The sequence below is a fragment of the Paenibacillus sp. ClWae2A genome (assembly GCF_032452295.1).
In the GTDB taxonomy this organism is placed as follows: domain Bacteria; phylum Bacillota; class Bacilli; order Paenibacillales; family Paenibacillaceae; genus Paenibacillus.
On sequence record NZ_JAULSQ010000002.1, the window covers coordinates 415,535 to 440,577 of the forward strand.

Annotated in this window: 21 protein-coding genes; 4 read left to right on the top strand and 17 right to left on the bottom strand. The window is 45.6% G+C overall.

Features of this window, described 5'->3' with window-relative positions; translation table 11 throughout:
* Positions 1-165: 165 nt before the first annotated feature.
* From QVE09_RS07945 to rpiA, 11 genes are all read right to left on the bottom strand, one after another.
* Positions 166-3,333: an MMPL/RND family transporter gene (locus tag QVE09_RS07945; protein WP_315936375.1), complete on the bottom strand. Its 3,168-nt coding sequence runs from the start codon at positions 3,331-3,333 to the stop codon at positions 166-168.
* Positions 3,330-3,788, bottom strand: coding sequence for a MarR family winged helix-turn-helix transcriptional regulator (locus tag QVE09_RS07950; RefSeq protein WP_315936376.1), 459 nt, complete (start codon positions 3,786-3,788; stop codon positions 3,330-3,332). Before QVE09_RS07950 ends, QVE09_RS07945 begins: the two co-directional genes overlap by 4 nt.
* Positions 3,789-4,006: 218 nt before the next feature.
* Entirely contained in the window at positions 4,007-4,444 is a 438-nt protein-coding gene (locus tag QVE09_RS07955) for a GNAT family N-acetyltransferase (RefSeq protein ID WP_315936377.1), read from the bottom strand.
* A 63-nt stretch (positions 4,445-4,507) separates the two neighbouring features.
* The gene (locus tag QVE09_RS07960) at positions 4,508-5,494 is read right to left on the bottom strand and encodes a BadF/BadG/BcrA/BcrD ATPase family protein (protein WP_315936378.1); all 987 of its coding nucleotides are present in this window, start codon (positions 5,492-5,494) and stop codon (positions 4,508-4,510) included.
* Positions 5,495-5,562: 68 nt separating this feature from the next.
* Positions 5,563-6,276: a class I SAM-dependent methyltransferase gene (locus QVE09_RS07965; RefSeq protein WP_315936379.1), complete on the bottom strand. Its 714-nt coding sequence runs from the start codon at positions 6,274-6,276 to the stop codon at positions 5,563-5,565.
* A gap of 68 nt (positions 6,277-6,344) precedes the next feature.
* Positions 6,345-7,307 carry an alpha/beta hydrolase gene (locus QVE09_RS07970; protein WP_315936380.1) on the bottom strand — a complete coding sequence of 321 codons (963 nt, stop codon included), beginning with the start codon at positions 7,305-7,307 and terminating at the stop codon, positions 6,345-6,347.
* A 36-nt stretch (positions 7,308-7,343) separates the two neighbouring features.
* The gene (locus tag QVE09_RS07975) at positions 7,344-9,041 is read right to left on the bottom strand and encodes an ATP-binding protein (RefSeq protein ID WP_315936381.1); all 1,698 of its coding nucleotides are present in this window, start codon (positions 9,039-9,041) and stop codon (positions 7,344-7,346) included.
* A 15-nt stretch (positions 9,042-9,056) separates the two neighbouring features.
* Positions 9,057-10,145: a cobalamin B12-binding domain-containing protein gene (locus QVE09_RS07980; RefSeq protein ID WP_315936382.1), complete on the bottom strand. Its 1,089-nt coding sequence runs from the start codon at positions 10,143-10,145 to the stop codon at positions 9,057-9,059.
* Positions 10,146-10,420: 275 nt separating this feature from the next.
* Positions 10,421-10,882, bottom strand: a complete 462-nt coding sequence (locus QVE09_RS07985) for a MarR family winged helix-turn-helix transcriptional regulator (RefSeq protein ID WP_315936383.1) — start codon at positions 10,880-10,882, stop codon at positions 10,421-10,423.
* Positions 10,883-10,897: 15 nt separating this feature from the next.
* The gene (locus QVE09_RS07990; RefSeq protein ID WP_315936384.1) at positions 10,898-11,497 is read right to left on the bottom strand and encodes a GNAT family N-acetyltransferase; all 600 of its coding nucleotides are present in this window, start codon (positions 11,495-11,497) and stop codon (positions 10,898-10,900) included.
* 25 nt (positions 11,498-11,522) lie between these two features.
* A complete protein-coding gene (gene rpiA / locus QVE09_RS07995; RefSeq protein ID WP_150364904.1) occupies positions 11,523-12,194 on the bottom strand; it encodes a ribose-5-phosphate isomerase RpiA in 672 nt (223 codons plus the stop codon).
* A gap of 511 nt (positions 12,195-12,705) precedes the next feature.
* On the opposite strand from rpiA, the gene QVE09_RS08000 reads away from it, so the two are divergent.
* The gene (locus tag QVE09_RS08000) at positions 12,706-14,448 is read left to right on the top strand and encodes a methyl-accepting chemotaxis protein (RefSeq protein ID WP_315936881.1); all 1,743 of its coding nucleotides are present in this window, start codon (positions 12,706-12,708) and stop codon (positions 14,446-14,448) included.
* Between the two features lie 46 nt (positions 14,449-14,494).
* Positions 14,495-18,202 (top strand): non-ribosomal peptide synthetase family protein, encoded by a 3,708-nt coding sequence (locus QVE09_RS08005; protein WP_315936385.1) that lies wholly within the window; start codon positions 14,495-14,497, stop codon positions 18,200-18,202.
* Positions 18,203-18,316: 114 nt separating this feature from the next.
* Here the strand turns inward: QVE09_RS08005 and QVE09_RS08010 are convergent, their stop codons facing one another.
* The 3 genes from QVE09_RS08010 to QVE09_RS08020 all read right to left on the bottom strand — a co-directional run bounded on the left by QVE09_RS08010 (position 18,317) and on the right by QVE09_RS08020 (position 20,214).
* Positions 18,317-18,937 carry a TraX family protein gene (locus tag QVE09_RS08010; RefSeq protein WP_315936386.1) on the bottom strand — a complete coding sequence of 207 codons (621 nt, stop codon included), beginning with the start codon at positions 18,935-18,937 and terminating at the stop codon, positions 18,317-18,319.
* 75 nt (positions 18,938-19,012) lie between these two features.
* Positions 19,013-19,474, bottom strand: a complete 462-nt coding sequence (locus tag QVE09_RS08015) for a GNAT family N-acetyltransferase (protein ID WP_315936387.1) — start codon at positions 19,472-19,474, stop codon at positions 19,013-19,015.
* Between the two features lie 266 nt (positions 19,475-19,740).
* Positions 19,741-20,214, bottom strand: coding sequence for an RbsD/FucU family protein (locus tag QVE09_RS08020; RefSeq protein ID WP_315936388.1), 474 nt, complete (start codon positions 20,212-20,214; stop codon positions 19,741-19,743).
* 256 nt (positions 20,215-20,470) lie between these two features.
* Here QVE09_RS08020 and QVE09_RS08025 point away from each other — a divergent pair, with 256 nt between their 5' ends.
* Positions 20,471-20,893 (top strand): MarR family winged helix-turn-helix transcriptional regulator, encoded by a 423-nt coding sequence (locus tag QVE09_RS08025; RefSeq protein WP_062833722.1) that lies wholly within the window; start codon positions 20,471-20,473, stop codon positions 20,891-20,893.
* 30 nt (positions 20,894-20,923) lie between these two features.
* Positions 20,924-22,273, top strand: a complete 1,350-nt coding sequence (locus QVE09_RS08030) for an MFS transporter (protein WP_315936389.1) — start codon at positions 20,924-20,926, stop codon at positions 22,271-22,273.
* 164 nt (positions 22,274-22,437) lie between these two features.
* On the opposite strand, the gene bcbE is transcribed toward QVE09_RS08030, so the two are convergent.
* The 3 genes from bcbE to QVE09_RS08045 all read right to left on the bottom strand — a co-directional run bounded on the left by bcbE (position 22,438) and on the right by QVE09_RS08045 (position 24,994).
* Positions 22,438-23,739, bottom strand: coding sequence for a bacillibactin exporter BcbE (gene bcbE / locus QVE09_RS08035; RefSeq protein ID WP_315936390.1), 1,302 nt, complete (start codon positions 23,737-23,739; stop codon positions 22,438-22,440).
* 244 nt (positions 23,740-23,983) lie between these two features.
* The gene (locus QVE09_RS08040; RefSeq protein ID WP_315936391.1) at positions 23,984-24,454 is read right to left on the bottom strand and encodes a fructosamine kinase family protein; all 471 of its coding nucleotides are present in this window, start codon (positions 24,452-24,454) and stop codon (positions 23,984-23,986) included.
* A 45-nt stretch (positions 24,455-24,499) separates the two neighbouring features.
* Positions 24,500-24,994: a phosphotransferase family protein gene (locus QVE09_RS08045; protein ID WP_315936392.1), complete on the bottom strand. Its 495-nt coding sequence runs from the start codon at positions 24,992-24,994 to the stop codon at positions 24,500-24,502.
* Between the last annotated feature and the right edge of the window lie 49 nt (positions 24,995-25,043).

Sequence of the window (25,043 nt, forward strand, 5' to 3'; positions counted from 1 at the left end):
AATGAACTGCTCTATATCTTATGATGAGTGGCAAGACAAGGCGCGGGATGGTGTCCTTAGGCATGCACCTTTCTTTTGCATAAAACCATATTTCTTCTCTGTAAAGGTAAAAAAAGAAAAAAGCCCTACCGCATAACGCGGCAGAGCCTGATTCATTGCAATGCATTACATGCCTATAGTCCGATCCGAATCAACGGAATCTGATTGTTCCTTGTTCGGGAACGGCCACCAGTTGGCCCGGCCAAACATCTTCACCATCACTGGGACGAAGAATGGCAGGAACAACAGAGAATACAAGATCAATCCGCTAAGGACTACTGTGGCAATCTGCATCATCGAAAGAACACCGGATGGATACATGGCAGCAAATGTACCGCTCAGAATGACCGCTGCAGATAGAATAACGGTGCCCATGTTCTTCATCGCGTACAACATCGCATCCTGTACTTTCATGCCTTTGTTCTCATTGAAACGGTCCATCAGGAAGATGCTATAATCCACACCAAGTGCAATCAGCATAACAAATCCGAAGAACGGAGTAACCCAGCTGATGCCTGCGAATCCGAGGATATTAACAAAGATCACTTCGGTTAACGCCATCGATGTGAAATAAGCCAGTAATAAGGAAACGATCAGATACAATGGCATAATGACCGAGCGAAGCAGCACGACGAGAATAATGAATGTACCTGCCAGCATCAGCATTACAGTACGTGTATAGTCGTTATTGGAGATCTCCTGCAAATCTGCAAACGTACTCGTAACGCCACCTATGGCGATGTCTGCTTTTTCAAGCGTACTGCCTTGTACCGCACGATGTACTGCGGCCTCAATGTCAGGAACACGATCAATGGCTTCTGTTCCGTATGGATTTTCGGTGAAAATAACATCAATCGTCATCGTTTTCCGATCTTTGGACAAATACGTATCAAATACCTGTGTGAAGTCTTTGCTGTTCAGTGCTTCATCAGGAACGTACCAGCCTGCCAGATCGGAATCTGGTGAATTTTGCAATTGCGTCAGGTAGTCCTGGGCTGAATCCAGTCCCCCGGATACCTGTTTAATACCATCGACACTTTGATTCAAGCCATCTGTCAGTTGTTTCAGCTGACCACTCAGATCCGAGAAGCCTTGCTGAATTTTCTCCTGACCACCCTGAAGCTGGCCAAGTCCATCCTGAATGGAAGGAATTTCACTAATCACTTTGCCCTGACCATCCGCAGCCTGTTTGAGACCGGATTGCAACTGACCAATTCCCGTTACAATCTGGCCCAGACCATCGGCAAGCGCCTTTTGTCCGGCTGCTGCAGAGGCAAACCCTTCATTGGCCTGATTAATTCCAACAGCGGCTTCTCCCAGCTTGGTCTTAATCTGACCCAAACCTTGCGCAAGCTGCGCTGTGCCAGAACCTGTTTCACCAATCGTACCTTTGATACGCTGGTAATCAGCATCTTGCTGTAATTCAGGATACCGCTCTTCAAGTGCTGTGAAGGATTCGGACAGGCTGGTTAGAGCTGTTGAAACCCCGTTTAGCTGTTGTTCCAGTTCGCGGGTTCCATCCCCCAGTGCAGCGACCCCTGCTCCCGCCTGACGATAGGCTTCAAGCAACTGATTGTTCGCCTGCGCAAGCTGATCTGCACTCGTTTTGGCTTGCTGGAGCCCTGCTTTCAGATCCCCTGCACCTGCCGAGCCATCTCGAATGCCTTTTTCAATCTGCCCAAGTCCCTGACTGAGCTGCGTGATACCCGATTGCAGCTGGGAGGTTCCTTTGGTAAGTTCACCTGCTCCATCAGCAGCTTCTTTTAACTGTGGTTCATTTTTACTTAGCTGACTGCTGGCATCACTCAGGCCATCACGGATTTTGTCCAGACCCGTCTTGCCTTCACCCAGTCCATCCGATAATGTTCCGACTTGCTGTGTAACTTCAAAATCTTTAATCTCATCACCCGTAGGTCGTGTCATACTGCGGACACCAGAGACTCCAGCTACTTTCTCTACTTCTCGGCTAATTTTCTCGGCAACAGCCATATACTTCGCATTATCCATCGCTTCATCGTTCTGGATGACGATCTGACCCGGCAGCGATTCACCCGGACCGAAGCTGTCAGAGATAATGTTGAATGCTTTTACGGAATCATATTTCTCACCAATCTCATCGAGACTGTTGAACGACAGTTTGCCATCGTAGGTTGCCAGAAGTGGTGCACAGACAGCTGCAACGATGAGCAGCGCAGCCCATGGACGTTTTAGTGAAAAGCGACCAGCTGCACCATAGATCTTGCTCTCCGCATGTTCAAGTGAACCCTTTGACGGCCAGAATAACTTCTTGCCCAGCACCGCCATAAAGAATGGTACGATGGTCACCAAGGCAAGCATCATCACAGCAATACCCACAGCTACGGCAACCGCAGAGCGGTACAACATAAACTGGGCAAACCCGATCGCAATGAATCCAACCAGCACGGCTAGTGCTGAGAAGAGTACCGTTTTACCGGCAGTACGATAGGTGGCAATGATGGCATCCCACGTATTCTCATGATGAGCCAGTTCTTCCTTGAATCGACTGATCAGCAGGATGCAGTAATCCGTACCAATCCCAAACATGACGGCGACCATAAAGATCTGTGTAAACGTGGATATCGGGAAGTCCAGCCCATCCACCAGGAATGCAACAATCTGTTGCGATACAATGTAACTGATCCCCACCGTCAGCAGCGGGACAAACGGAGCTACAAACGAACGGAAGACCAGGAACAGAATGAGTAAAATAAAGACAACTGTAATATATTCCGATTTCTTAAGCCCCTCTTGTGAACTTTCAATGGTGTCCTCATCAATCAGACCTTTACCGGTTATGTAGTGCTCCACATTGACGGACTTCAATGCTTCATTCAGGTCTTCCCGCATTTCCTTGACCGTACGATCTCCCTGATCAATGGATAGCGATGTTAGAATCGTTTTGCCATCAGCCGAGATCATCTTCTCGGACAATTCAGGTTGAGAGAAAGGTTCCAGAATGGACAGAATGCCCAACTTCTCCTTGTCGGCCTCCAATTGCTTAACGGCCTTCTCTGCCTCTTGTTTCCCCGTGGTACCCAGACCTTCCGGATTATAAAATACAAGGGCAATCTGGCTGCCTTGCTGCTCTCCTTTTTGTGCTGCAGCTTCATTCAGAATCGCCGCTGCCTGTGTGGAAGAATAGCCTTCCGGAACCGAAAACTGTCCCTTTTCTCGAATCAGTTCACTCATGTTAGGGGCGGTAAACATCAACACGGCAGCTACAACAACCCATAGCCCCATTAACCACCATCTTGCTTTTAGTATCGTTCTCATTCGTTCTCCCGTCCTCCTTCATGCGATAGCAAAGCTGCAAGCTTCTCAAAAGATTCAATGAAAATTCGAACCTCTTCCGGTGTAAAATGAACCAGATACGGCTCCAGAATCTGCTGTATTTCCTGTTCAGTTTCCCTGTACACCTGTCTTCCGGTCTCTGTCAGCGTCAAATACACGACCCGACGGTCACGTTCATCTCCGGCCCGATGGACCAGATCGCGATCTACCAACTTGTTGACCAAAGCGGTAATGCTGCTCTTACCTATGCACAGAAGCTCTGCCAGATCAGAAGGTGTGCAAGACTGCTTCTCATTAATGAGTCGGAGTGAACAGAATTGATCCATCGTCAAAATCTGCCCTACACGTTCACGTATTCTGGTATCAAATCGTTTAGTCATCAGAAAAGATGCATCCAAATAGCGATTAATAAGACTTTTAGCATCCGGTGTGCTCATTCATCATTCTCCTTTCCGAATCAATATAGTTCACTTAACGAACTATTCTTCTGTGAAACTATTCTATAATGAAACAATCTTACAAAGCAATACTTTTTTCCTGCTTTTTTGATGAAAACGACAAAAAAACAGGACGTCCGACTCAGCTCATTGCCAAATCCAACATCCTGTAATGATTATAATCCATATATTTCTTAAAGTAATAAAAGGCCTCTGTGCTACTCTTCGTCTGTATCTTCCTCTTTTTCAAGCACGCAACGGAATCGCTCCACACCTGGGTATAATTCACCCAGACTATATACGACAAACCCCGTATTCCGATAAAACTCGACGGCTTCCAGGTCTGTCTCCGCAATCAGTCTATCAGGATTGTATGTTGCCAACAGTTGTGAGATCATACCACGTCCATAATTTTTAAAGCGGTTTTCAGGCAAAACCGAGATATGATGAATGGTAACCTCACTTGTTCCTGTCTTCTCATATCCAATCAGACCGATCAATTGTCCCTCATCTTCGTAACCGCCCATTTGCAATTCGTCTTTCTCTACATATTGTTGCAACGCACGGTTCAAATGATCCGGATCAGGAAAGACCGAGTAGGACAACAGTTCCTGTACTTCCGGCTCCTGTATGCGTGATTTCAGATTAATTAACACCTTGATTCCTCCTATACCTTGCTTGTTTCCGTTATCGTATTGTAGTCGTTAGCCTCTAAAAGTTCAAGTCGTGTGCCGATTCAGCTCTGATTGAAGCACAATTGGGATGTTATCCGATACGTTGATCTGCGCCAAATGATAGGCATCCAGCAGTGCGCCCCCAACTGCCGGCAAGTTACTGGGTATGTATTGAATTTTTTTGCCTTCGCGCATATTGGCAGCATCCAGTCCTTTCTGAACAGCCTCCACCATATATGGTGATTTCAGACAACTTCCGGTAAGCGTCATGGACACTGTGAACTGATCGAAACAGGATGCAAGCATCAGGATGCCCACAACAGCCGTGTCAGCAGCCGAGTCGCACACCCTAACTGCGAGGGGAATATTCCGATCAGCAGCTTCAGTCACCATAGATGCCATCTGACCAAATTTCCGGTTGGTCGCCTGTTTATTTTCGGCAAAACCCGCTATTCCCAGCGCAACGAGCTCTCGAATTGAGGCAACATTCCAATATTTCAACACCTGCTCAATCCATTCTTCATCCTGCAACTCATAACGTCCCGCGAGGATCGAATGAACTGTGTCGTAAGCTAAAAAACGTGCTGCTGTCGGCGCATAATGACCGAACTGATCGTTGCGGAGCCAAGCTCCCTGTTCGGTTCTGCCAAGGATCAGGGAGCCCGTACCTCCAATGGCCACAATGCCTGGCTCACCGTTGAAGGCCGCTGTATGCGCGATATGTGTATCATTTACCGCACTGATTCTGCCTGTAATCCCCGTACGAGCGAGTAATGCCTCCGCCCAAACTGTATCTTCAGGCCGATTCAGACCCGCCATTCCTGCCTGAATGGCAGCGATCTGATTTGATTGCACTCCAGCCTGAGTTATGGCTTCAGCGATACCCTCCAGCACATTTTGCTCAGCATTGGTATCGTGATAGCGGTTGCAACCATACTTTTGCACATAGGATAAAATCTTCCCGTTTTGATCTGCGACAGCCACACGCGTGTGGCTCCCTCCTCCATCCATCCCTATTACATATGTATTCATTCTTAACGATCTCCCTTCCGACCACACATTAAGAGTGCCGGGTCCATTGTCAGGTCCCGGCAGAGAGTTTATTGCTTTTGCACAGCGAAACGAAGCAGTTCACAACGAAATTGTGTCGGTTCATCATACTTTTCCTCTTCAATCGTCTGTGTAACATGTTCCTGAAGCAGAATATTCCAGCCTTTGTAGGCATCCTCCAGCAAAGCGATCGCTTCAACTGTCGACAAGTTCAGTTCAATTAATGGTTCAATATCCTTGCCTGTGTTAATTTCTTTCTCCTCCACATTGGTGCTCATCGTAATACAATGAATGCCACCTGTTCGAGTTCCCGCTTGTAATCGCTCTAGCGCTTCCATGAAAGCTTGCTTATTCGATACATGTTCCAGACATGAGCAAGCAGCTACATAGTCAAAATAATCCTTCTCAATTGCATAATGCTCAACGTCTGCTTTTACAGCCTTCACGAGATGATCAACCTGATATTCTTTCGCATACTTGCGAAGTCCATCTACAGCCTCGTCCAGCAAATCTACACCGATGACTTCACTATTCGTTTGTGCAAGACGCTGTGCAATCGGTATCGTATGCCTTCCTACACCGCACCCTAGATCGAGGACACGCAGTTCCTCCTTGTGAGCAAGTAAACGTTCCAGCATATCCATAACCATAGGCATTGGCCTGGACATCCAAGTACCAGAGGCGAATAATTCATTATTCTGATAGAAGTTGGAGTGATAACCTGCCTCTGCTTTTCGCGCAGCCTCAAATTGTTCATTTCTCATCAAGACACCCCCATAGTTTAGAAGTTATTTCTGTCCTATCAATGAATACCCACAATACAATATGGGAATCAATTGATTACGGATTCTGGTTGCGACAGATTTTTCTTCATAAAGGATTCCAGTGCCGCCTCATATCCGGTGCGATCGACTTGAAACGCTGTACCATGACCCGCACGGGGGACGGTCAGCAACTCCTTTTCGGTTGGGCAGGCTTCATACAACCTGTACACCATTTTCGTTGGTACAAACGTATCAGCCTCTCCATGGATGAATAACACGGGAACGTTAACTTTGGCAAGCTGCTTGAGAGCCGAAGCCTCTCTAAAGGAATATCCTGCTTTCCACCGGGAGATTAGACTTGTGACAGGTATAAACGGAAATGCAGGTAGCTTGTATAATTGCTTTAACTGGAACGTCAGTTCTTCTTCCACGGATGTATACGCACAATCAGAGACAATCGCTTTAACCTGAGTCGGCAGGGCTTCACCACCTGTCATCAGTACGGTTGCTCCTCCCATGGATATGCCGTGCAATATGATTTCCCCTTGTGTACCCACTTTTTCAAGCACCCAGTTGGTCCATTGGACATAATCCTTCCGATCTAACCAGCCAAAACCGATGATATTACCTTCACTCTGTCCATGACCTTGATCATCTGGCATCAGTACGTTATAACCGTGCTTTTCCGCATAAAACCGGGCAAATCCAGCCATTTCTCTGCCTCTACCCGAATAACCATGTGCCAGAATAACCGTCTGATCCGACCCTTTATTGGAACCGAGCCATGTACCATACAGTTTTAATCCATCATGTGATTGAATAGATATCTCTTCTGTAGGCTGAGCATCCAGCCACTTCAGGTCAGAAGCACTGCTAATGATTTCATTGTCCGGTTCAGGCATCAGATTCGGATTATCTACCAAAAACGTTTTTGGCGTACGGCGAATGGCCGTTTTGAAAAAATAAAGCCCACCTGTCCACAGAAGAGCAAGAACGATCAGTACCAATGCTGCAAGTACGTAGAATAACATGAACGGGTCCTACCCTCTTTCCTTATTAAGATATGTTCAATCCTTACTTACTCGTTGCAGTGACGCACATGCTGCTTGATAGGCGGGTAACAAAGCATCCAGCAAAGGTTCTGCTTTCCGTGACTGACCTTCCTTGGCAAACTGTTCTATCTGGGCAAACAAAGTTGATAAATAACGAATCCCCAGACTCAGACTCCCTGATTTCAAATCATGGGCTACCTCGGTTGCAGCAACATGGTCTCCCGACACAATATGTCTACGCAGCACCTCAATCTTGCCAGGTGTCTCGGTACGATACATGTCCAACAACATACCCAGGAGTGTACGATCGCCATCGGTGTTTAATTCCGCAATCTCATGTACAATGCTCATATTTAGTACCTCGGTCGGTTCGGAAGATTGCTGCCACTTCTGGATCATCTTACTCAGAATTTCCAGCGTGAAGGGTTTGCCAATAAAGTCATTCATCCCGGCTTCCATACACTTGTCTTTCTCTCCCTGCATGACATTACCTGTCATTGCAATGATTGGTGTGGTATGACGCATTTCATCCATTTCTATCGAGCGGATTTTGCGTGTTGCCTCCAAACCATCCATCACTGGCATCATATAGTCCATGAGAATCAAACTGTATTTTTTGCTGAGAAAAGCAGCTATTGCCTCTTCCCCATTCACTACAGCGTCCACTTGGGTTATTCCCAGTTTTTTGAGCTGCAACATAACAAGCTGCCGGTTGATGACATTATCATCGGCCAGCAATACAGATACAGAAGGAGCTTCATCATCCATATCCTGCCCCTGATGCTCTTGAGCGGAAGCAACAGACTGGTTACCGTCTTTCTTACCAAGTGTAAGTTCGAACCAGAATGTTGATCCTTCACCCTCCTGACTGTCTACTCCAATCTGACCTTCCATCAGTGTAACGAGCGACTTGCAGATCGATAATCCAAGGCCCGTTCCTCCATACTCACTTGAGCGTCCTCGTTCAGTCTGCACGTAGGGTTGAAATAACTGGTTCTGATCTTCTTCCGAGATACCAATCCCCGTGTCTTCGACTTCAAGTCGGATCATTTGTGTAGTCTCATCATCTTTCATAAGGGCGACTCGTATCCGCACCGTACCTTCTGATGTGAATTTGTTCGCATTCTGAATGAGATTGATCAGTATCTGTGTAATCCTCGTTGAATCCCCTTCAAGAAGAGTAGAGATTCTAGGGTCACAGTCTATCGATAACTGATTTCCGTTCTTTCTGACTTGGGGTTCGAGCAAACGAACAATATAGTTTATCGTCTCTTGAATATCCACTTCTCCCAGTTCAAGTCGCATCTGCCCCGCCTCAAGTTTGGACAGATCCAGAAGATCCTGAATCAGCTTAAGCAGCAGTTTGGCAGCATCCTGTATAACGGAAACGGAATTTTCCTGTTCTTCAGACAATGGAGACAACTTCAGCATCTCAGCCATCCCCAATATGCCATTTAATGGCGTACGAAAATCATGACTGATGCCTGCAATAAATGCGATTTTTGAATCACCTGCATCTACTGCTTGCTGACGTGCAGCTTCAAGACTGTTATTGTTCTTTGCAAGCAGACGCTGGAGTGTCACCATTTCATTATTCATATCTGAGAATTCCGTAAGTGTGCGTTCCTCTTGCTCTTTGCTCCGGATCATCTGATCCGATAACTGCTCAATCGTTCTGCGTAGTCTCTGTATCTCTCCGTTCTCATTAGACATTACATCATCCCTTTCTTAATCCCTAACCATATCAAGATGATTACATGTCGCTGGCTGAGCCAGTAATTGTTCTGCAACCGCTACCGCTTCATCGGCTCCTGGAGCATAACCGTCAGCTCCTATCGTTTTCCACAACTCCTGATCAATATTAAAGGGATATCCCCCAACCATAATCTTCACATGTGCCGTTGCCGGATGATGACGGATCAGATGAATCAACTCTTTGGCCAGATGAAGGTGATACGTCATCGTAACTGAAATCGCAACAACATCGCCCTGATGCCGCTCTATAGCCTCTATGACACTTCCATTGGGAACATTGGCTCCCAGATAGTGCGTATCCCAACCTTCCATCTCGAACACATCTGAGAGCATACGCAGTCCGATCTCATGTTGTTCACTGCCTACACAGGTAGCCACTAGTTTTTTATCCTGACCCGTATGAATCAACCAGCGGGAATAAAGACGTGATATGAATGACTGGGTCGCTGCCGTACAAAAGTGTTCTTGCCCCACACTGATACGATGGCATTGCCACAATCGTCCAATTTCATATTGGGTGGGCTGAAAGATATATCGATAAATATCACGAATCGTCACCCCGGCTTCTAACTGGGCTTCAATGATCTCAAAGGCTTCTTTCCGTTTATTCTCAAGCAAGCACTGCAAGTACGATTGCGCGGCATCTCCATATGGCATGGATTCGTTGATGTAACCCGCCTGTGACTCCATATGTGTTGTTCTATATATTCCCATCTCCAGATACTCGAGCAGAAGCGCCTTTGACGGATGGTCAAATTCTTCTTCCAATGTCTCTTTGATCAGATTGAGATTAATCGCCAGATCTTCTGGTGATACCTTATAACCCTCAAGTAGAACTTTCAGCCAGGCAATATAATGAGTAAACAGACCTTGACTCTGTACGAGCGCACTTTCTGCCAAATAGTTCAAGCTATACTCCGAATCCTGTTTGGTGCGCATTTTTCCATTCTCGCCAAATCGCTCAAATAAATCGGGCTGTCTGAGATACTGTTTCTCCGTTATTTTATCAGCTAAGTTCGCAGATTCCTGGAGCAAACGTTCTCCTGCTTCTTGATGACTCATAGATGCACCTCTCCTCTACCCGCATCACATCTCCATCATCATTCGTGACTACTCCAGAATGAGATCGATGTTAGCTAACTTGCAATCGGGATAGGTTCTTCTACTTGATCCAATCCATCCATTCCGCTCTTAATCGTTCTGTTCCATTATACATGAACTTTCGATGCTCATGTTTTACACACGATGAATGTATAGAACAATCTTCCTATATTATGGAGGGCCTTGCAAGCCAGTCAGCCAGTATTTTTCGAGTTCCACAAAAAAACTGACCTGCGTTATGAACGCAAGTCAGTTTTCCCTTCTGCCGCCAGTCCCAGCTTCTTCAACATCTTAATCGCATCCACTTTCTCGGAAGGGTCAAGTCCTTCCAAAGCATCAATGATGACCTGATGGTGTTGAGGAAATATCTGTGTGAACAATTCTCTTCCTTCATCCGTTAACTCAGCATAAATGACACGCCGATCTTCCTTGGATGGTCGACGAAACAGCAGATTTTTATTTTGCAACTTATCTACAACATACGTAATATTACCACTGGACATTAGCACCTTTTCACCAATCTTTTGCAATGCCTGCGGTCCCTTATGATATAACAAATCAAGCACACCAAATTCTGACGTATTCAGTCCGTTACTCTGGATATCCCGATTGGAACGTGAGGTCACAGAATTGTAGGCCCGAACAAGAACCACGAATAATTGTAAAGACAGTTCCCGGTTGTCCTCCGTGTTCAGCATTTCAATAATCCTCCATCAGTTGTTTACATTTCGGCTCGTATGAGGGGCCAGCTTCTGCTGCCACTCCTCACGGAGCATCCCCATACGAATTGAATCATAGTATTGCCCGCGAACGATACGACACTTCCGCATTCGCCCCTCCACCTGTAATCCGGCTTTTACAGCCGCACGCATCATTCGTTCATTACCGGACCAAGTAGTCAATCCAACCCGAACCAAAGGCAGCTGTTCGAACAAATGACTTGACCACATCACAAGTGAACGTGTCCCAACCCCGCGTCCCCACTGGGCAGATCTGTATATTACAATCCCCATTTCCAGCCACATGGATAACTCATCTTCTATGTAATAGCTGATTGTGCCCACAATTTGTCTGTCGGATTCAATGATACGGATCGATGCCGGTTTGGAATCACTTGGATCAACGTCCATACGTTTGAGCATACCTTGTTCGAAACTTTCATAACTTTCGTGTTTGAGTGGGTAATAGGGTGCATCCCACTGCTTCCATTCAGGTACGTCATCACTGTAGATCAATTCATAGAGTTCTTTCAGATCCTGTTTCTCCACACACCGGAGAACAAGTTCACCATCCACGATTGGTAGTTCTTTCATACGATGCAACGCACCCTCTTCCATATTAAGAACGATGAAGCTCTTCGATACTGCCGTCCGCATTGGCAAGAATGACTGTACTAGCCATATCAACAAATAGTCCGTTATCAACAACACCTGGTAGCATGTTCAATTGAACATTCAGGTCCGCAGCATGATCAATTGCTTCCAAGTGACAATCTGCTATCAGGTTTCCGTTGTCTGTCAGATAACGTTGCTGTCCATCCATACGCCACTGTGGTTGACACCCCAATTTTTCGAGCGCCTGGAAGGTCCACTCAGAAGCAAATGGAACAACCTCAACCGGAAGCGGAAATTTGCCCAACTTTTGCACGGCTTTGCTGCCATCCGCTACAATAATCAATTTGTCACTATTGGCCGCCACAATTTTCTCACGCAAAAGAGCCCCGCCCCCTCCTTTAATTAGGTTAAATTCGGGATCTACTTCATCAGCACCATCAATGGTCAGATCCAGACGTCCAATCTGGTCAAATGGGATGATGGGAATCCCCCATTCACGGGCAAGCTTGTCCGATGCCTCTGAAGTGGCAACCGCTTGAATGTTCAATCCATCACGTACCCGCTCACCGATTCGGCAGATGGCATAATAAGCTGTTGAACCTGTACCCAATCCAACCTTCATTCCATCTTCAACATATTCTGCCGCACGCTCTGCTGCTATCTGTTTAAGATTCATCTATAAACCCCCGCTGCTCATAATTTGAGAAATGCATATGTAGTTATTATAGATAAAACCGCTTCCGATGTATATCCGTGCCTTCTGTTGCATCTTTGCCATCTTATTTTTGTATTTGTTGAAGGATGTATTTTTACCCACCATGTTATAGAATACAGAATGAAGCTAAAAAATGGGAAATTTTAAAATAAACAGTTCTAAATACCTATAAACCATCTGATATGTCCATAAATACGTAAATTATTAAAAAAAATTTAACGATACTATTCAATTTAACGACATTTTATACGACATATTAATTATAGATGTGTTTTAATAATTAGACACCTATGGTTCATACGGTACATAAGTCTCTACGAAAGCGACTGATAAACCAAGACCATGGTCGCATAAATTTCCTTTGGAGGGGATCACGGAATGTTCTAGTTCACTGTACCAAATCAACCCTAAAGTTTCTTAATTTAAAGAAGATCAGGAGTGGAATTTAGTGAAATCATTAAGTTGGAAAAGCATGTCGTTTTTCTCCAAAAATTTGTTACTCTCATTTACCAATATCGTTATCATCGGGGTAGCACTTATCGCAAGCAGTTACTATTTTCAAAAAACAGTTCTTGTTGATCAGCTGCATGGACAGGTGGAACAAATTACCAAAAAGTGGGCTGAAGATATCAATCCTGCCGAGGTACAGGCCGCTATTGCAGAAGGTAGCTATGATGGAGCAACACAAACGAAATTACGAGCGTATTTCGATGAAATGCAAGAATATTATCCTAACATTGCACAAGCCTACATCTTCGGTGTTGAGCTCGGTGGCGATAACAAGAGATTAACTTCCCTTGTAGCGATGCCGACCAACCTAAGAGAGGCTTTTCAAAGTGAGAACGTAAATATCGGTGACATGTATGAGCAGCCAGTCGTTGTAGCCAATGCACTGAAAGAAATGCTGAATACGGATCGCCCAACATTCACAACATTCTATTCCGATGATTTCGGAACATGGACAACCATTGCATATCCAATTAAAGACAGCAACGGTAAGATTTTCTCATATTTTGCCATTGATGCAGATGCATCAGCCGTACCCGCAGGACTTAACTCCTTGCTTAAAAACGGAATTATCATCCTTGTGGCCTTCTTGCTGTTATTCCTGATTATCCAATACCTTGTAGTTAAAAACACACTTTCCCCTATCCGTCACTTGATCAAAGGAATTGATGACGTCAGTCGTGGTAATTTGAATGTCAACATTCCGACAGGCAAAGACGATCTGGGACTCGTTAACGAGAAGTTCAACACCATGGTTCGCAAAATCAACGATACTATCGTTAAAGTGCAAATCACATCACAAGAAGTAAATCAGTCTGCCAAAGAGCTATATGAAGTCTCCGAACGCAACAGTGAGAATGCAGATTCTATCAATAACAATGTGACTCAAATCACTTCCAACATTCGTTCACAGGAACAGGCAACCCGGGATAGTGCACGTGCCATGTCCGAGATGGCTACCGTAATCCAGACCATTGCCAGCAGTTCGGCAAGTGTAGCGGATGAAGCCTATGAAATGGAACGTCGATCGCAACAAGGTAACAGCGTTGTCCGTCAGGTATCTGAACAGATGAATCTGATTACGGAATCGGTTAAGAATACCGCTTCTGCCATTGAGGTTCTGGAGAGTCGTTCACAAGAAATCGGCGATATTCTCAATATCATCTCGGGAATCTCCAGCCAGACTAACTTGCTTGCGCTTAATGCCTCCATTGAAGCAGCACGTGTTGGTGAAGAAGGAAGAGGATTTGCAGTTGTTGCAGGTGAAGTACGCAAACTTGCCGAGCAGTCTGAACAAGCGACCAGCCAGGTTGGTGTATTGATCCAAGAGATCCAAGCTGGAATTAAACAAGCTGTACGTGCTATGGAACAAGGTACGTCAGAGGTAGATACAGGGCTCAGCGTAGCCGATCAAACAGGACAACTGTTCGAAGATATTTTAGAAGCAGCGAAAAAAGTATCCAATCAGATTCAGGAAGTATCAAGCGCGACGGAAGAAATCTCTGCGGGTACGGAGGAAATGACCGCTACAGCGGATGACTTGTCTTCAAGCGTAAGTAAAACAGCAAACAGCAGTGAACAAATCTCCTCATCTGTTGATGAGCAAAAAGCATCTTTGATTACACTGGTAGATTCCTCCACACGCCTTAACAGCATGTCTGAGGAACTCCAAGAACTTATCTCTCATTTCAATGTAAGCAAACAATAATTCAAATCCACAAACATTCGGTTTGAACCAAGGAGGATTAACTGAAGTGATTGAAAACCAACCATCTTCTTCCCAATCCATGGAATCTAGCTTTCCAGTTTTGCAGATTCCACTGGATTTTGGGCGACGTCAACAATCATTCTCTTATCAGTCTGCTCAAATCACATTACATGCTTCTCTGAGTCGTGATCTTAAACAGAAGTATGGAGAACAGATGGTGTACCCGGTACTCCTCTCAGCTTATGCAGCCTTGTTATTCCGATTGTCAGCTGAACAGGAACTTGCCATAGGTATACTTGCGCCCGATCAGGCAGCTTCCTATCTTTCATTACAGATTCAAGGCAAATTGACCTTCAGCCAACTATGTCATCAGGTATCAGAGCAGCTCAAGATTGAATACACGTTGCAAAACGGTGGATACCCTGAAACGTTTTTTATGCTGAATAGCGTGCAGTTGCCTCAAGCTCCTCAAATATTAAATTGGAATGTTCGAGATGATCAGAATATGCTCATCCTCGATCTGTTCTATGATAGTTCACTGTTGAAAGAGTCTACCGTGCTGAGATATGCAGAATATTATCAGACTCTTCTACTCGCCCTCTTGCGTGACGGTGAGAAAGCAATCGGTACGGTAGATATTCTTTCCGCCTCAGATCGATTGCTTTACCGTGAAATGAATGATACTTCCGTTCTCGAACCAGAGAATCAGACGGTTCATGGTTGGTTCGAAGCAACGGCAGCAGCATATCCGGATTCACCGGCGATAACATCGCCATCCAAAAGTTATACGTACAGAGAATTAAATGAACGAGCTAATCAGGTTGCACGTGTTCTGTTGTCCAATGGATTGCAGAAAGGTGAATTCGTCAGTATCTTTATGGATCGAAGTCTGGAGACCATCATCTCCCTGCTCGGTATTCTAAAGGCAGGTGGTGCATATGTTCCGATCGACCCTGAGCACCCACAAGAACGTAACAGTTATATTGTGGAAGATACAGCGTCCTCATTCGTGCTGACAACGGAAGCTTCCTTTGCCCAAGCTTCCAGCTTGTTCTCCAGTATAGCTACGGTCCGTCAAATTCTCGCTGTGGATGGTCGTTTAGCCGGATTTGCAGCAAGTAACCCCAATCTGGATATTCAGCCAGATGATCTTGCGTATATTATCTACACGTCAGGGTCGACCGGTAAGCCCAAAGGTGCACTGATTGCACACCGGGGCGTAACCAATCTTGGCAGTGTGGTTCAGCGTGATTGTGACATTCAACCAGGTGATGTATTAACCCAGTTTGCTACATACAGCTTCGATGCATCCGTGTGGGATACCATTGGCGCCTTGTTCTATGGAGCAGAATTATATCTGTTGTCTGCGGAAGAACGTGTATCCGTTGAAGAATTCGCAAGTGCAATTGAACGGACAGGAACAACGATCATTACGATACTGCCTACGATTTTCTTCAATCAGCTTGCTTCCTATTTATCCGATGAAGGTTTCCACAAGCTGGCCAAAGTCAGAATCATTACTGTAGCCGGGGAAGCGCTCTATGGTGAACAGGTTCGTGCCTTCCAGCGCAAATTCGGAAACCAGATTGATATCGTTAATGTGTACGGACCTACCGAATGTACAGTAGCCACAGCCACTCACCGCATCAGTGAGCAGGTTCCGGAACATGTGGTGAACATTCCCATTGGTAAACCGATTCATAACTATAAAGTATACATTGTGAATGAAGAACAACAACTCTGTCCGGCAGGTGTACCTGGTGAGGTATATATTGCTACCCCCGCACTGGCCAAAGGTTATCTGAATCAGCCAGAACGTACAGCGCAAGCATTCATTGAGAACCCGTTTGCGATAGGTGAGAAAATCTACAAGTCTGGCGATATTGCCAAATTGCTGGATAACGGATTGCTGGAATATGTTGGTCGCAGTGACTCTCAGCTAAAAATTCGTGGTCACCGGATTGAGATCGGGGAGATTGAAGATCACTTTGCACGGCTTGATCAGATCCAGAACGTTGCCGTCATTCCGAAGAAAGAATCTGACGGACAAAATATGCTGGTTGGTTACTTTACATCGAAGGATGGCAGTACCCTCTCTGTTCCGGACATCAAGGCAGAACTGACGGAGAAACTTCCTTCTTATTTTGTACCGAAGTGGATCTGTCAGCTGGATGAAATGCCGATTGCACCGACTGGGAAAATCAATCGCAAAGCGATGGTATCCCTGCCTCATGTGGAACGGCATGAAGATCGCCCTGACCGGGTCATGCCTGAGACGGAGACGGAATCCATTATCCTGGACGCATGGAAAGAAATCCTTCAGCACGATGACTTTGGTGTCGAAGACAGCTTCTTCAGTATCGGTGGTGATTCACTCCGGGTCATTCATGTACTGGTCATTCTGAAGCCATATTATCCGCAGCTGAAAATTGCCGACTTCTTTGCCGAGAAAACAGTCCGCGCTCTCGCTCGTCGCGTGGAAGTATTGTCTCTCAGTGCTGCAGAAGTTACGGATTCAGTGGTGACCGAAGGCATGATTACACAATTATCCGAACACCCTGTGGAGCTAACATCCCAGTTGGGTTATCCGCTCATTCGTGAACCTGAGCATGTGTTACTGACCGGAGCGACTGGTTATCTGGGCTCTCATGTGCTGCAACAGTTAATTCTGAATTCCAGTACACGAATCTACACCCTTGTTCGTCGTCCATCCAATGGAATAACTGCAATGGAGCGTTTGACTAAAGTGCTGGAAGGATATTTCGGCAAACAACTGACTGACCATCTCTCCGCTCGTGTGGAGATTATTGAAGGGGATCTCGAACAACCTAATCTCGGTCTGTCGGTTGAACAAATGGCTTATGTTCAGGAACGAATTGACCGTGTCATCCACTGCGCTGCAGACGTACGTCATTTCGGAGATGCCGATCAGTTCGCCAAAACAAACGTTGAAGGAACGGTCGCATTGTTAGACTTGATTCGCAGCAAACCAGGTGCTTCCTTCCACCATGTATCCACGATGGGTATTCCGGAAGATCTGGCACTCAGCGGACAATGGGAATCCTCTCTGCAATACGATCGTTTCCCGGCTGACTTGCATGTGGACAACCTGTATTCGGACAGTAAGCTTGAAGCTGAGAAAGTGCTCATGATTGCCGCACAGGAAGGTGTGCCTGTCAGCATCTATCGTGCAGGTAATCTCACTTGCCACTCCGAAACTGGACGCTTCCAGTCCAATATTGATAGCAACGCCTTCTATCGTATGATCAAAGCGATGTTATTGCTCGGCAAGGCTCCTGCGGCTGACTGGATGGTTGATTTTACACCAATCAACTATGCAAGTGAAGCCATAGTTCATCTGGCCTTACGTCAGGATACCGCCGGTCGTGTATTCCACATCTGTAATCCGGAGCCGATCCGCTATGATGAGCTGATCCGTTCTGTGAATCGGGCTGGTTATGAAGTCGAAACGCTACCTTTAGCGGATTATACACGTTGGTTGTTCGATGCGAGTATCAGCAAGGAGCCAGAAGCTCTTCAGTTGGCTATTGCGCAGCTTGAAGGCGACGGTGCGAAGGATTCAGCTTATGTCTATGCTTGCCCTGTCACAACTGCTTATGTGGAACCAGCCGGTATCTCATGTGCGAGAACAGATGATCGCTTCATCTCTGCCATGTTAGACTACGCTGTTCAGATTGGGTATTTCCCCGCCGCAATTCGGGACCATAAGGGCACTTCTACAGCAATGGAGTAAGTTCACTCTATCATCAGCATTTGTTAATAAATAAGGTCACACGAAGAGAAGCCATCTATCGTCATTCACTGACGATAAGATGGCTTCTTCACTTCGCATTTTTGGATCATTCTTTTAGACCCATCGGATGATTGCAATAATGGCGAGATGAGCTGGATAGAAATAGCGCCAGACCCAACGTGGCCCCTTCATACGGAATCCCGCTTGATAATACTGAGCAATAGCAATGCCGGCGGTTGCGAGCACACTATACATTTGCACAGAGCTGTTATGCAGCAGAAGATATAGTGCATTTAACAAGACATGTGCCACGACAAGTACAGGACCCTGGAAATAACGGAATAATAGAACCAATAACAACCCGTACATCCCGTAATCCATTTGGCTAATTTCCATGAACCAACCTGCTCCAATTACAATCGGAATACTCAGTAGTTTGGATGGCAATTTATCGATAACCAATAGTACCAACAGGGCTGACCACAACGTCCATACCACGTTCAGAGAATAATGATTAAACGCAGCCATGAACGGCACCTGTGATATGATCGCAATCCAGAACAGCCGCCATATGTATTTTTGCACGTCTCGTGTATGTTTATAACCGATATACACTGCAAAAGCATAGATTGGAAAAGCAATACGACCTATAATCCTCAGTTCTATAATATGTGGAAAAAAGACAGCCCCTATATGATCAATTAACATCGTGATCATGGCAATCCACTGCATCATGTTGCGACTCCCCTCCCTCGTTCCCTACTACAGATATGCCATTCATTTTTATAGTGCGTCTTTTTGAGCAACCTCTTATACATTAATTTCATAATACATGAATTTGGTATCCCGTGCATATCCTTCGGATTCATATAAAGCTTGCGCCTGCGTGTTACTTAACTCAGTAGAGAGTGATATACGGAGAACTCCACGCTCAGATGCCAATCGCTTGGCCGCTTGCAGCAGCTTCCTCGCAATGCCTTGCTGACGATAATCAGGATATACAAATAGATCATTAAGCACCCAGATAGGCCCCATCGATACCGAACTGAAACTGGGATACAGCTGAACGAATCCGGTGCAATTCTGGCCCTTCGAGTTTGGATCCGGTTCTGCTACCAAAATCACCGATTCATGGCGTTCCATTCGTTCTCTAATATACTGACGTGCTGCCTCAATGTCAGCATTTTGGTTGTAGAACATCCTGTACTCATTAAACAATCGTCCCACTTCATTACAATCAGGAAGATCCGCTTGTCTGATTCGGTGCTGCATTTCACTCAACTCCTCTGGGATGGAGACCATCGTCCCATCGTTTGTATTTCTTTTAATTGTAAAACAGTCCTTTCCTTTTCCCCATTCATCATCTGCATCAAAGTTTGTAGTATCTTGGCATTGAGCTGAATATTCATTCATACACGCTTCCAGTTTGCATCTTGCTATCGAGTCCATGCCAATTCTTTACGTTTTGTTATATTGACTTCGTATTGGCAAACATAAAAAGGCGACCAAAGCATCCGCTGCTCCGTCGCCGTAAATATTCAGTTCGATTCAGCATTATGTTGTTGCTGACCAGGATCAGCATCAGGGAAAATGACGCCTTTCTTCAAAATCAGATTGGCATATTGCGCGCGCTCACCTGTTGCAACAATCACATAGGCATTCGAAGCCCGTTTATAAAAATCAAATCGCTCTTCATGATCGAAAGCATCCGTAATGCCTTCGTATTCTTCAATCAACCGGCGATAGTCTTCCCATATGATCGGTACCACCTGATCCCCTTTCACAACCTGCATAACAGCAGCGGGGCGTTCGGCATAGGTATCCAGTGGATATAGTTGCAGGATGGCTTCAAGCAGTTCGACGACTCCCAGCGCATCACAGCGTACCAGTCGCTTGGCATGACTCGCTGCCGGGAAATTGCCATCAGCCAGAACCAGCTCGTCCCCATGCCCCATTTCAGACATGATTTTGAGCAATTCTGGAGGAATTATTGCGGGTATATTCTTTAGCATACACAGCTCTCCTTGGTCATCTCCAACATCAGTTAGAGCAAATTGGTTTTCTTCATTTTTCAAAAACTCTAGACATTGACTCCATAGAAGCGGTTTCATCTCCATTCTACCAGTATTTTTGGATCATTGCATAGCGTACACGTATGTTCAATATTTGCTTTTTTCATTTTGACAAAATTACTTGTCTAACATATACTTGTTATAACAAGTAATTGATTGGAACATTTTATTATGGGAAGCGAGGTCTAGTAATCATATGGACTATACACTAGAGCAATCTGTTGGATTCATGCTGGGTTTCACACATCGTAAGGCTGTGGCTTTACTTGCGACGCGATTCAAACCTTATGATATTACGACAGAACAATTTTCTGTCCTCTTTAATGTTGACCGCGGTGAAGGTGTGAATCAGAAGGAGCTCGCTGCACGTGTCTTCAAAGACCAACCCACCACGGCCCGGATCATTGATCTGCTTGAGAAAAAAGGCTGGGTAGAACGCCGGACCAGCGAACAGGATCGCAGAGCCTATCTGTTATATCTCACCAAGGAAGGCAAAGCGTTAATTGATATCCTCGTTCCGATTGAAAGAGAAATGAATAAAGAACTTGCTGAAGGTATATCTGAAGACCAGATGGAAGCATTTAAACATACTCTTTCCCTCATTAACCGCAACTTGTAATGAATCACAACTCAGGGGGAATACATCATCATGAAAGAACAATCTACACAACAAGTTAGACTCTGGACCACCGATTTTATTCTGCTGATGCTGTGCAACTTCTTGTTGTTCTTGCAACTGCACATGATCGTCTCACCACTTCCGTCTTACGTTCAGGAGCGATTTCACGCTAATGCGTTTGAGGTCAGCCTCTTCACCTGTCTGTTTGCACTAAGTGCCATTGCAGCCCGTCTCTATTCCGCGAAAGCATTGGAGAAGGGCCTTCGTAACGCCATGATCTATATAGGCCTGTCCGTAGCCCTGCTGGCAACGCTCGGCTATTATTTTGCTGCAGGCATAGCCGTGCTCTTGTTGCTGAGAATGTTATTTGGTATCGGGTTCGGTATGAGCAGTACCGCTTTTCCAACGATGGCCTCGGACATTGTGCCCGTCAAACGAATGGGTGAAGGTATGGGTTACTTTGGTCTTTCGACTAGTCTGGCTATGTCTATGGGCCCAATTATTGGGGTTACTCTGCTCCAGGGTGCTGGATTTGTAACCCTCATGTTATGTACTGCGGGTGTCCTCGCTGTGATCTATCCACTGAGTTATTCGCTGACACGCAAAAAAGCAGTCAGAACTGATAACAATGAAAATATCATGCCACAAGTTACAACAAGTGCTTCAGGATTTAACCCAAAACAGAAGACACCTTTCAACCGCAAGCTGATTCTGCCCAGTGTGCTGAATTGCCTGTTATCCATCACCTATGGCGGGCTTGTCGGATTCATCGTCTTGTATGGCAAGGAAGCCAATCTGGCCAATCCTGCGCTGTTCTTTTTGTTCAATGCACTCGCCGTGTTATTGGTTAGACCATTTGCAGGGCGAATCTATGACAATAAAGGTCCAAAAGCACTGCTCATTCCAGGGGCAATATTCATTGCTATCGGCCTCGTTCTGCTCTCATATGCAACCTCCATGTCGGTCCTGTTTATTGCTGCCTTTATCTACGGGATCGGTTATGGTTCCATGCAGTCGTCTCTGCAGACCTGGATGATTCAAGTTGTATCTCCTGCTCAACGGGGGATGGCTAATGGCATGTTTTTGAACTCGCTGGATCTGGGGATTGCAACCGGTGCCCTTCTTCTTGGCGCCATTGCGGCCATAACCAGTTATACCGATATGTACCGATATTCCGTGATGTTTATGATTCTGTTCTTGCTTATATATCTGATTCAGGGTAAACGAAGCGGCAGCTTCTCCATTGAAGCCCATGCTCTGCTTGCTCATACTCATATCAATGCAACGGACTCTGAATCAGATCAAGATCAATCCAAGAGTTCAGAATTTGTAGCCGGCAACACCGAAACTAGCCCGTCGAATAAAAGCAAACACGAATGATTGGTTAAAGTCATTCTGCTCATAGAAACGAGAAACGCGTTTACACCGAGAAAGCAAATTCATCCGCTTTCTTAGGCGTAAACGCGTTTTTTATTGGAACAGATCTGAATGTTAAACAAAATTAAGACTGCTTGAGAATGAACGCAACATACAGCACCGTCTATCTAAAATGGACTTTTCTTGCGACCTATGGGAGCATACCCTCTACTCGTCTCGATCACGTCCATAGATGTTTCATCCTTTTTCCGCTCGCTTCCTGAAGTAGGTTGGTCCCCCTTATCGGGCTTGACTGCGAATAATGTGAGCAATCCGCCCACTGCGCCAGAAGCGGCGAGCACACCAAAAAGCAGGAAATGATGAGAACCGATCAGCAAAGAGACGACAGGTGGACCCAGAGATACCCCAATGAATCGCATGCTGCTGAACAGTGCCGTGATTGTGCCCCGCTGTTTCTTGTCCACGCCTTCTGTAATCAAGGCATCCAGACAGGGTAACGTTGCGCCTATTCCGGCACTTCCCAATGTGAAAAGACCTACTACAACATAGATATTATCAAATAAACCTATAACGCCAAGGGATACCGTCAGAAGCGCAAGTCCTGTGAAGCCAAGCCATTTCATTCGCGTTTTGTTCTTCCCAATCCACTTCCCTGCCAGGAATGAAGACAGACATAACGCTGCCAGCGGAATCGCAAGGACAAGTCCTTTAAAAATACCTTTCAAGGCAAATTCGCTCTCCAGCGTCTCGGATAGATAATATAACACACCAAAAATGACAAACATGCAAATACCACCGATTGCAAACAACGCATACAACCAGCGTCCCTTTTCTTTCAACACGTCACGAATCGATGCAAAAAATTCAGGAAAGGTGGGGGGCTTTTCTTTTTTCCGAGGAGTCTTCACCAGGAAAATAACAAGGACCAGCGAAAGCACACAAAGTATAGGAATAGCCATGAATGGCGCATACCACAACCAGACGGCCAGCGCTGCACCCAGAATCGGACTTATAACTTTACCAAACGTATTCGAGGTTTCAATGATACCCAGACTTTTGCTTACTTCATTCTCATCATTGAACATGTCCCCAACCAATGGGATAACAATGGGAAATGCACCGGCAGCACCTATTCCCTGCAATAACCTGCCACCCAGAATGGTCCAGTAGGCTATGTTTCCGTTCAGCATCCATGCTGCCACACCAGCGACAGCACCTCCGACGGCTGCAATGACGAGGCTGGGAATGATAATTGCTTTTCTGCCAAAACGATCCGACAAGTACCCTGCAAGAGGAATAAGCAGGATGGCAACTACAGCGTAGACTGTAATGAGCATACTGACCTTAAATGCAGATACCTTCAACTCACGTTCAATCTGTGGCAGGATCGGTATAAGCATGGAGTTACCCAAGGTCATAATTAAAGGGATGGAAGCAAGTGCGACGAGGTCCCACTTTTTATCGTTCATACCACAACCACCTTTACAGATTCTACACACAACAGCATTATTGTGCTTGTTTCGGAGGTTGATTATTCAGGACATGTTGGATGTTACCGCTTGTTCACACAAAAAAAAGCTGACTGCACGTATTCGTGCAAGACAGCTTCTTTGGTTCAATGATGTCTACAACTATAACAATCTAAAGTGCCGTAACGCTGCTCCACCTTTGAAAACAAAATACATCTCATTCACCTTATGTGGCGCCTGCGAATTAGTTATGTCCAAGCTGCTTCCATTGCTCCAGTAAATCCAGCGTACGCTGGCGATACTTCTGACCATCTTCAGGTTGATTGACCTGATGTTCATGAACGTAGGCATTAAAATACGAAGACAGTATTCGGTACGCATGCCTGCGTGTCTGTCCTTCAGCAGACGAGTCCAGAGGACGATCATATCCTTCATGAAAAGCCGCTGATTCTGTCGACAATATGGCTTCAAACTCCCTGTCGGCAAACATGGAACGATCTCCGTCAATGATCGCCGCAATGTTCAGTTCACCATTTACCTGATGAACAAGTACATTTGCTTCCCACAGGTCATTATGAACCAGTACCGGACGGGTCACTTGATCAAATAAGTCTTTATTTTTGATGAAAATAGCAGCGATCTCTTCTCCCACACCTGACATATAATCGGCTCGTGCCGCTTTAAGTGCTGTTTCTTCTGCAAAAGAGTGTAGCACCTCGGACCATTGATCCGAGCCTTTAATCGTCCCATCTCCCTGCGGTCAGCCAAACGATGTACCCTCGATCTGATGCATGATGGCGGTATAGACGCCAAGCTGATGATACAATCGCTCTTTGTCTATGTCTGAAATCGATGCGTGATCCAGCTGCTTACTCGGGATAAACTCCATAAACATGTACGTTCTTGGAATGATGGATCCGCTGTCATCACAGGCGATAATGTTTGGAGCAGGAATGCCTGCCTTACGGTAATATTCATACACGATCGGTTCAGCCGCCATCATGGTGCGTTCGAACGAAAAAAGGGGATCACTCGCAGAACCCGCTACCATCTCTCCACGCTCTGGAGCCAAACGTAAAATCACATCCGTATATGTTGTATGTTCAAGTTGAATCCGATAGGTTGTATTAAAAAGTCCACCTTGCAGGAGACCAAACGCCTTCACTTTGGTATCGCTTCCAAAATTAATCTCTACCAGTTGATGTAGCATCTCTGCTGATATCGTACAGTGCAAACCCGAATTCATTGTACTCATTTCATTCAATCTCCTATCATCGTAGACAAACAGACGGCACCTTTCGGCA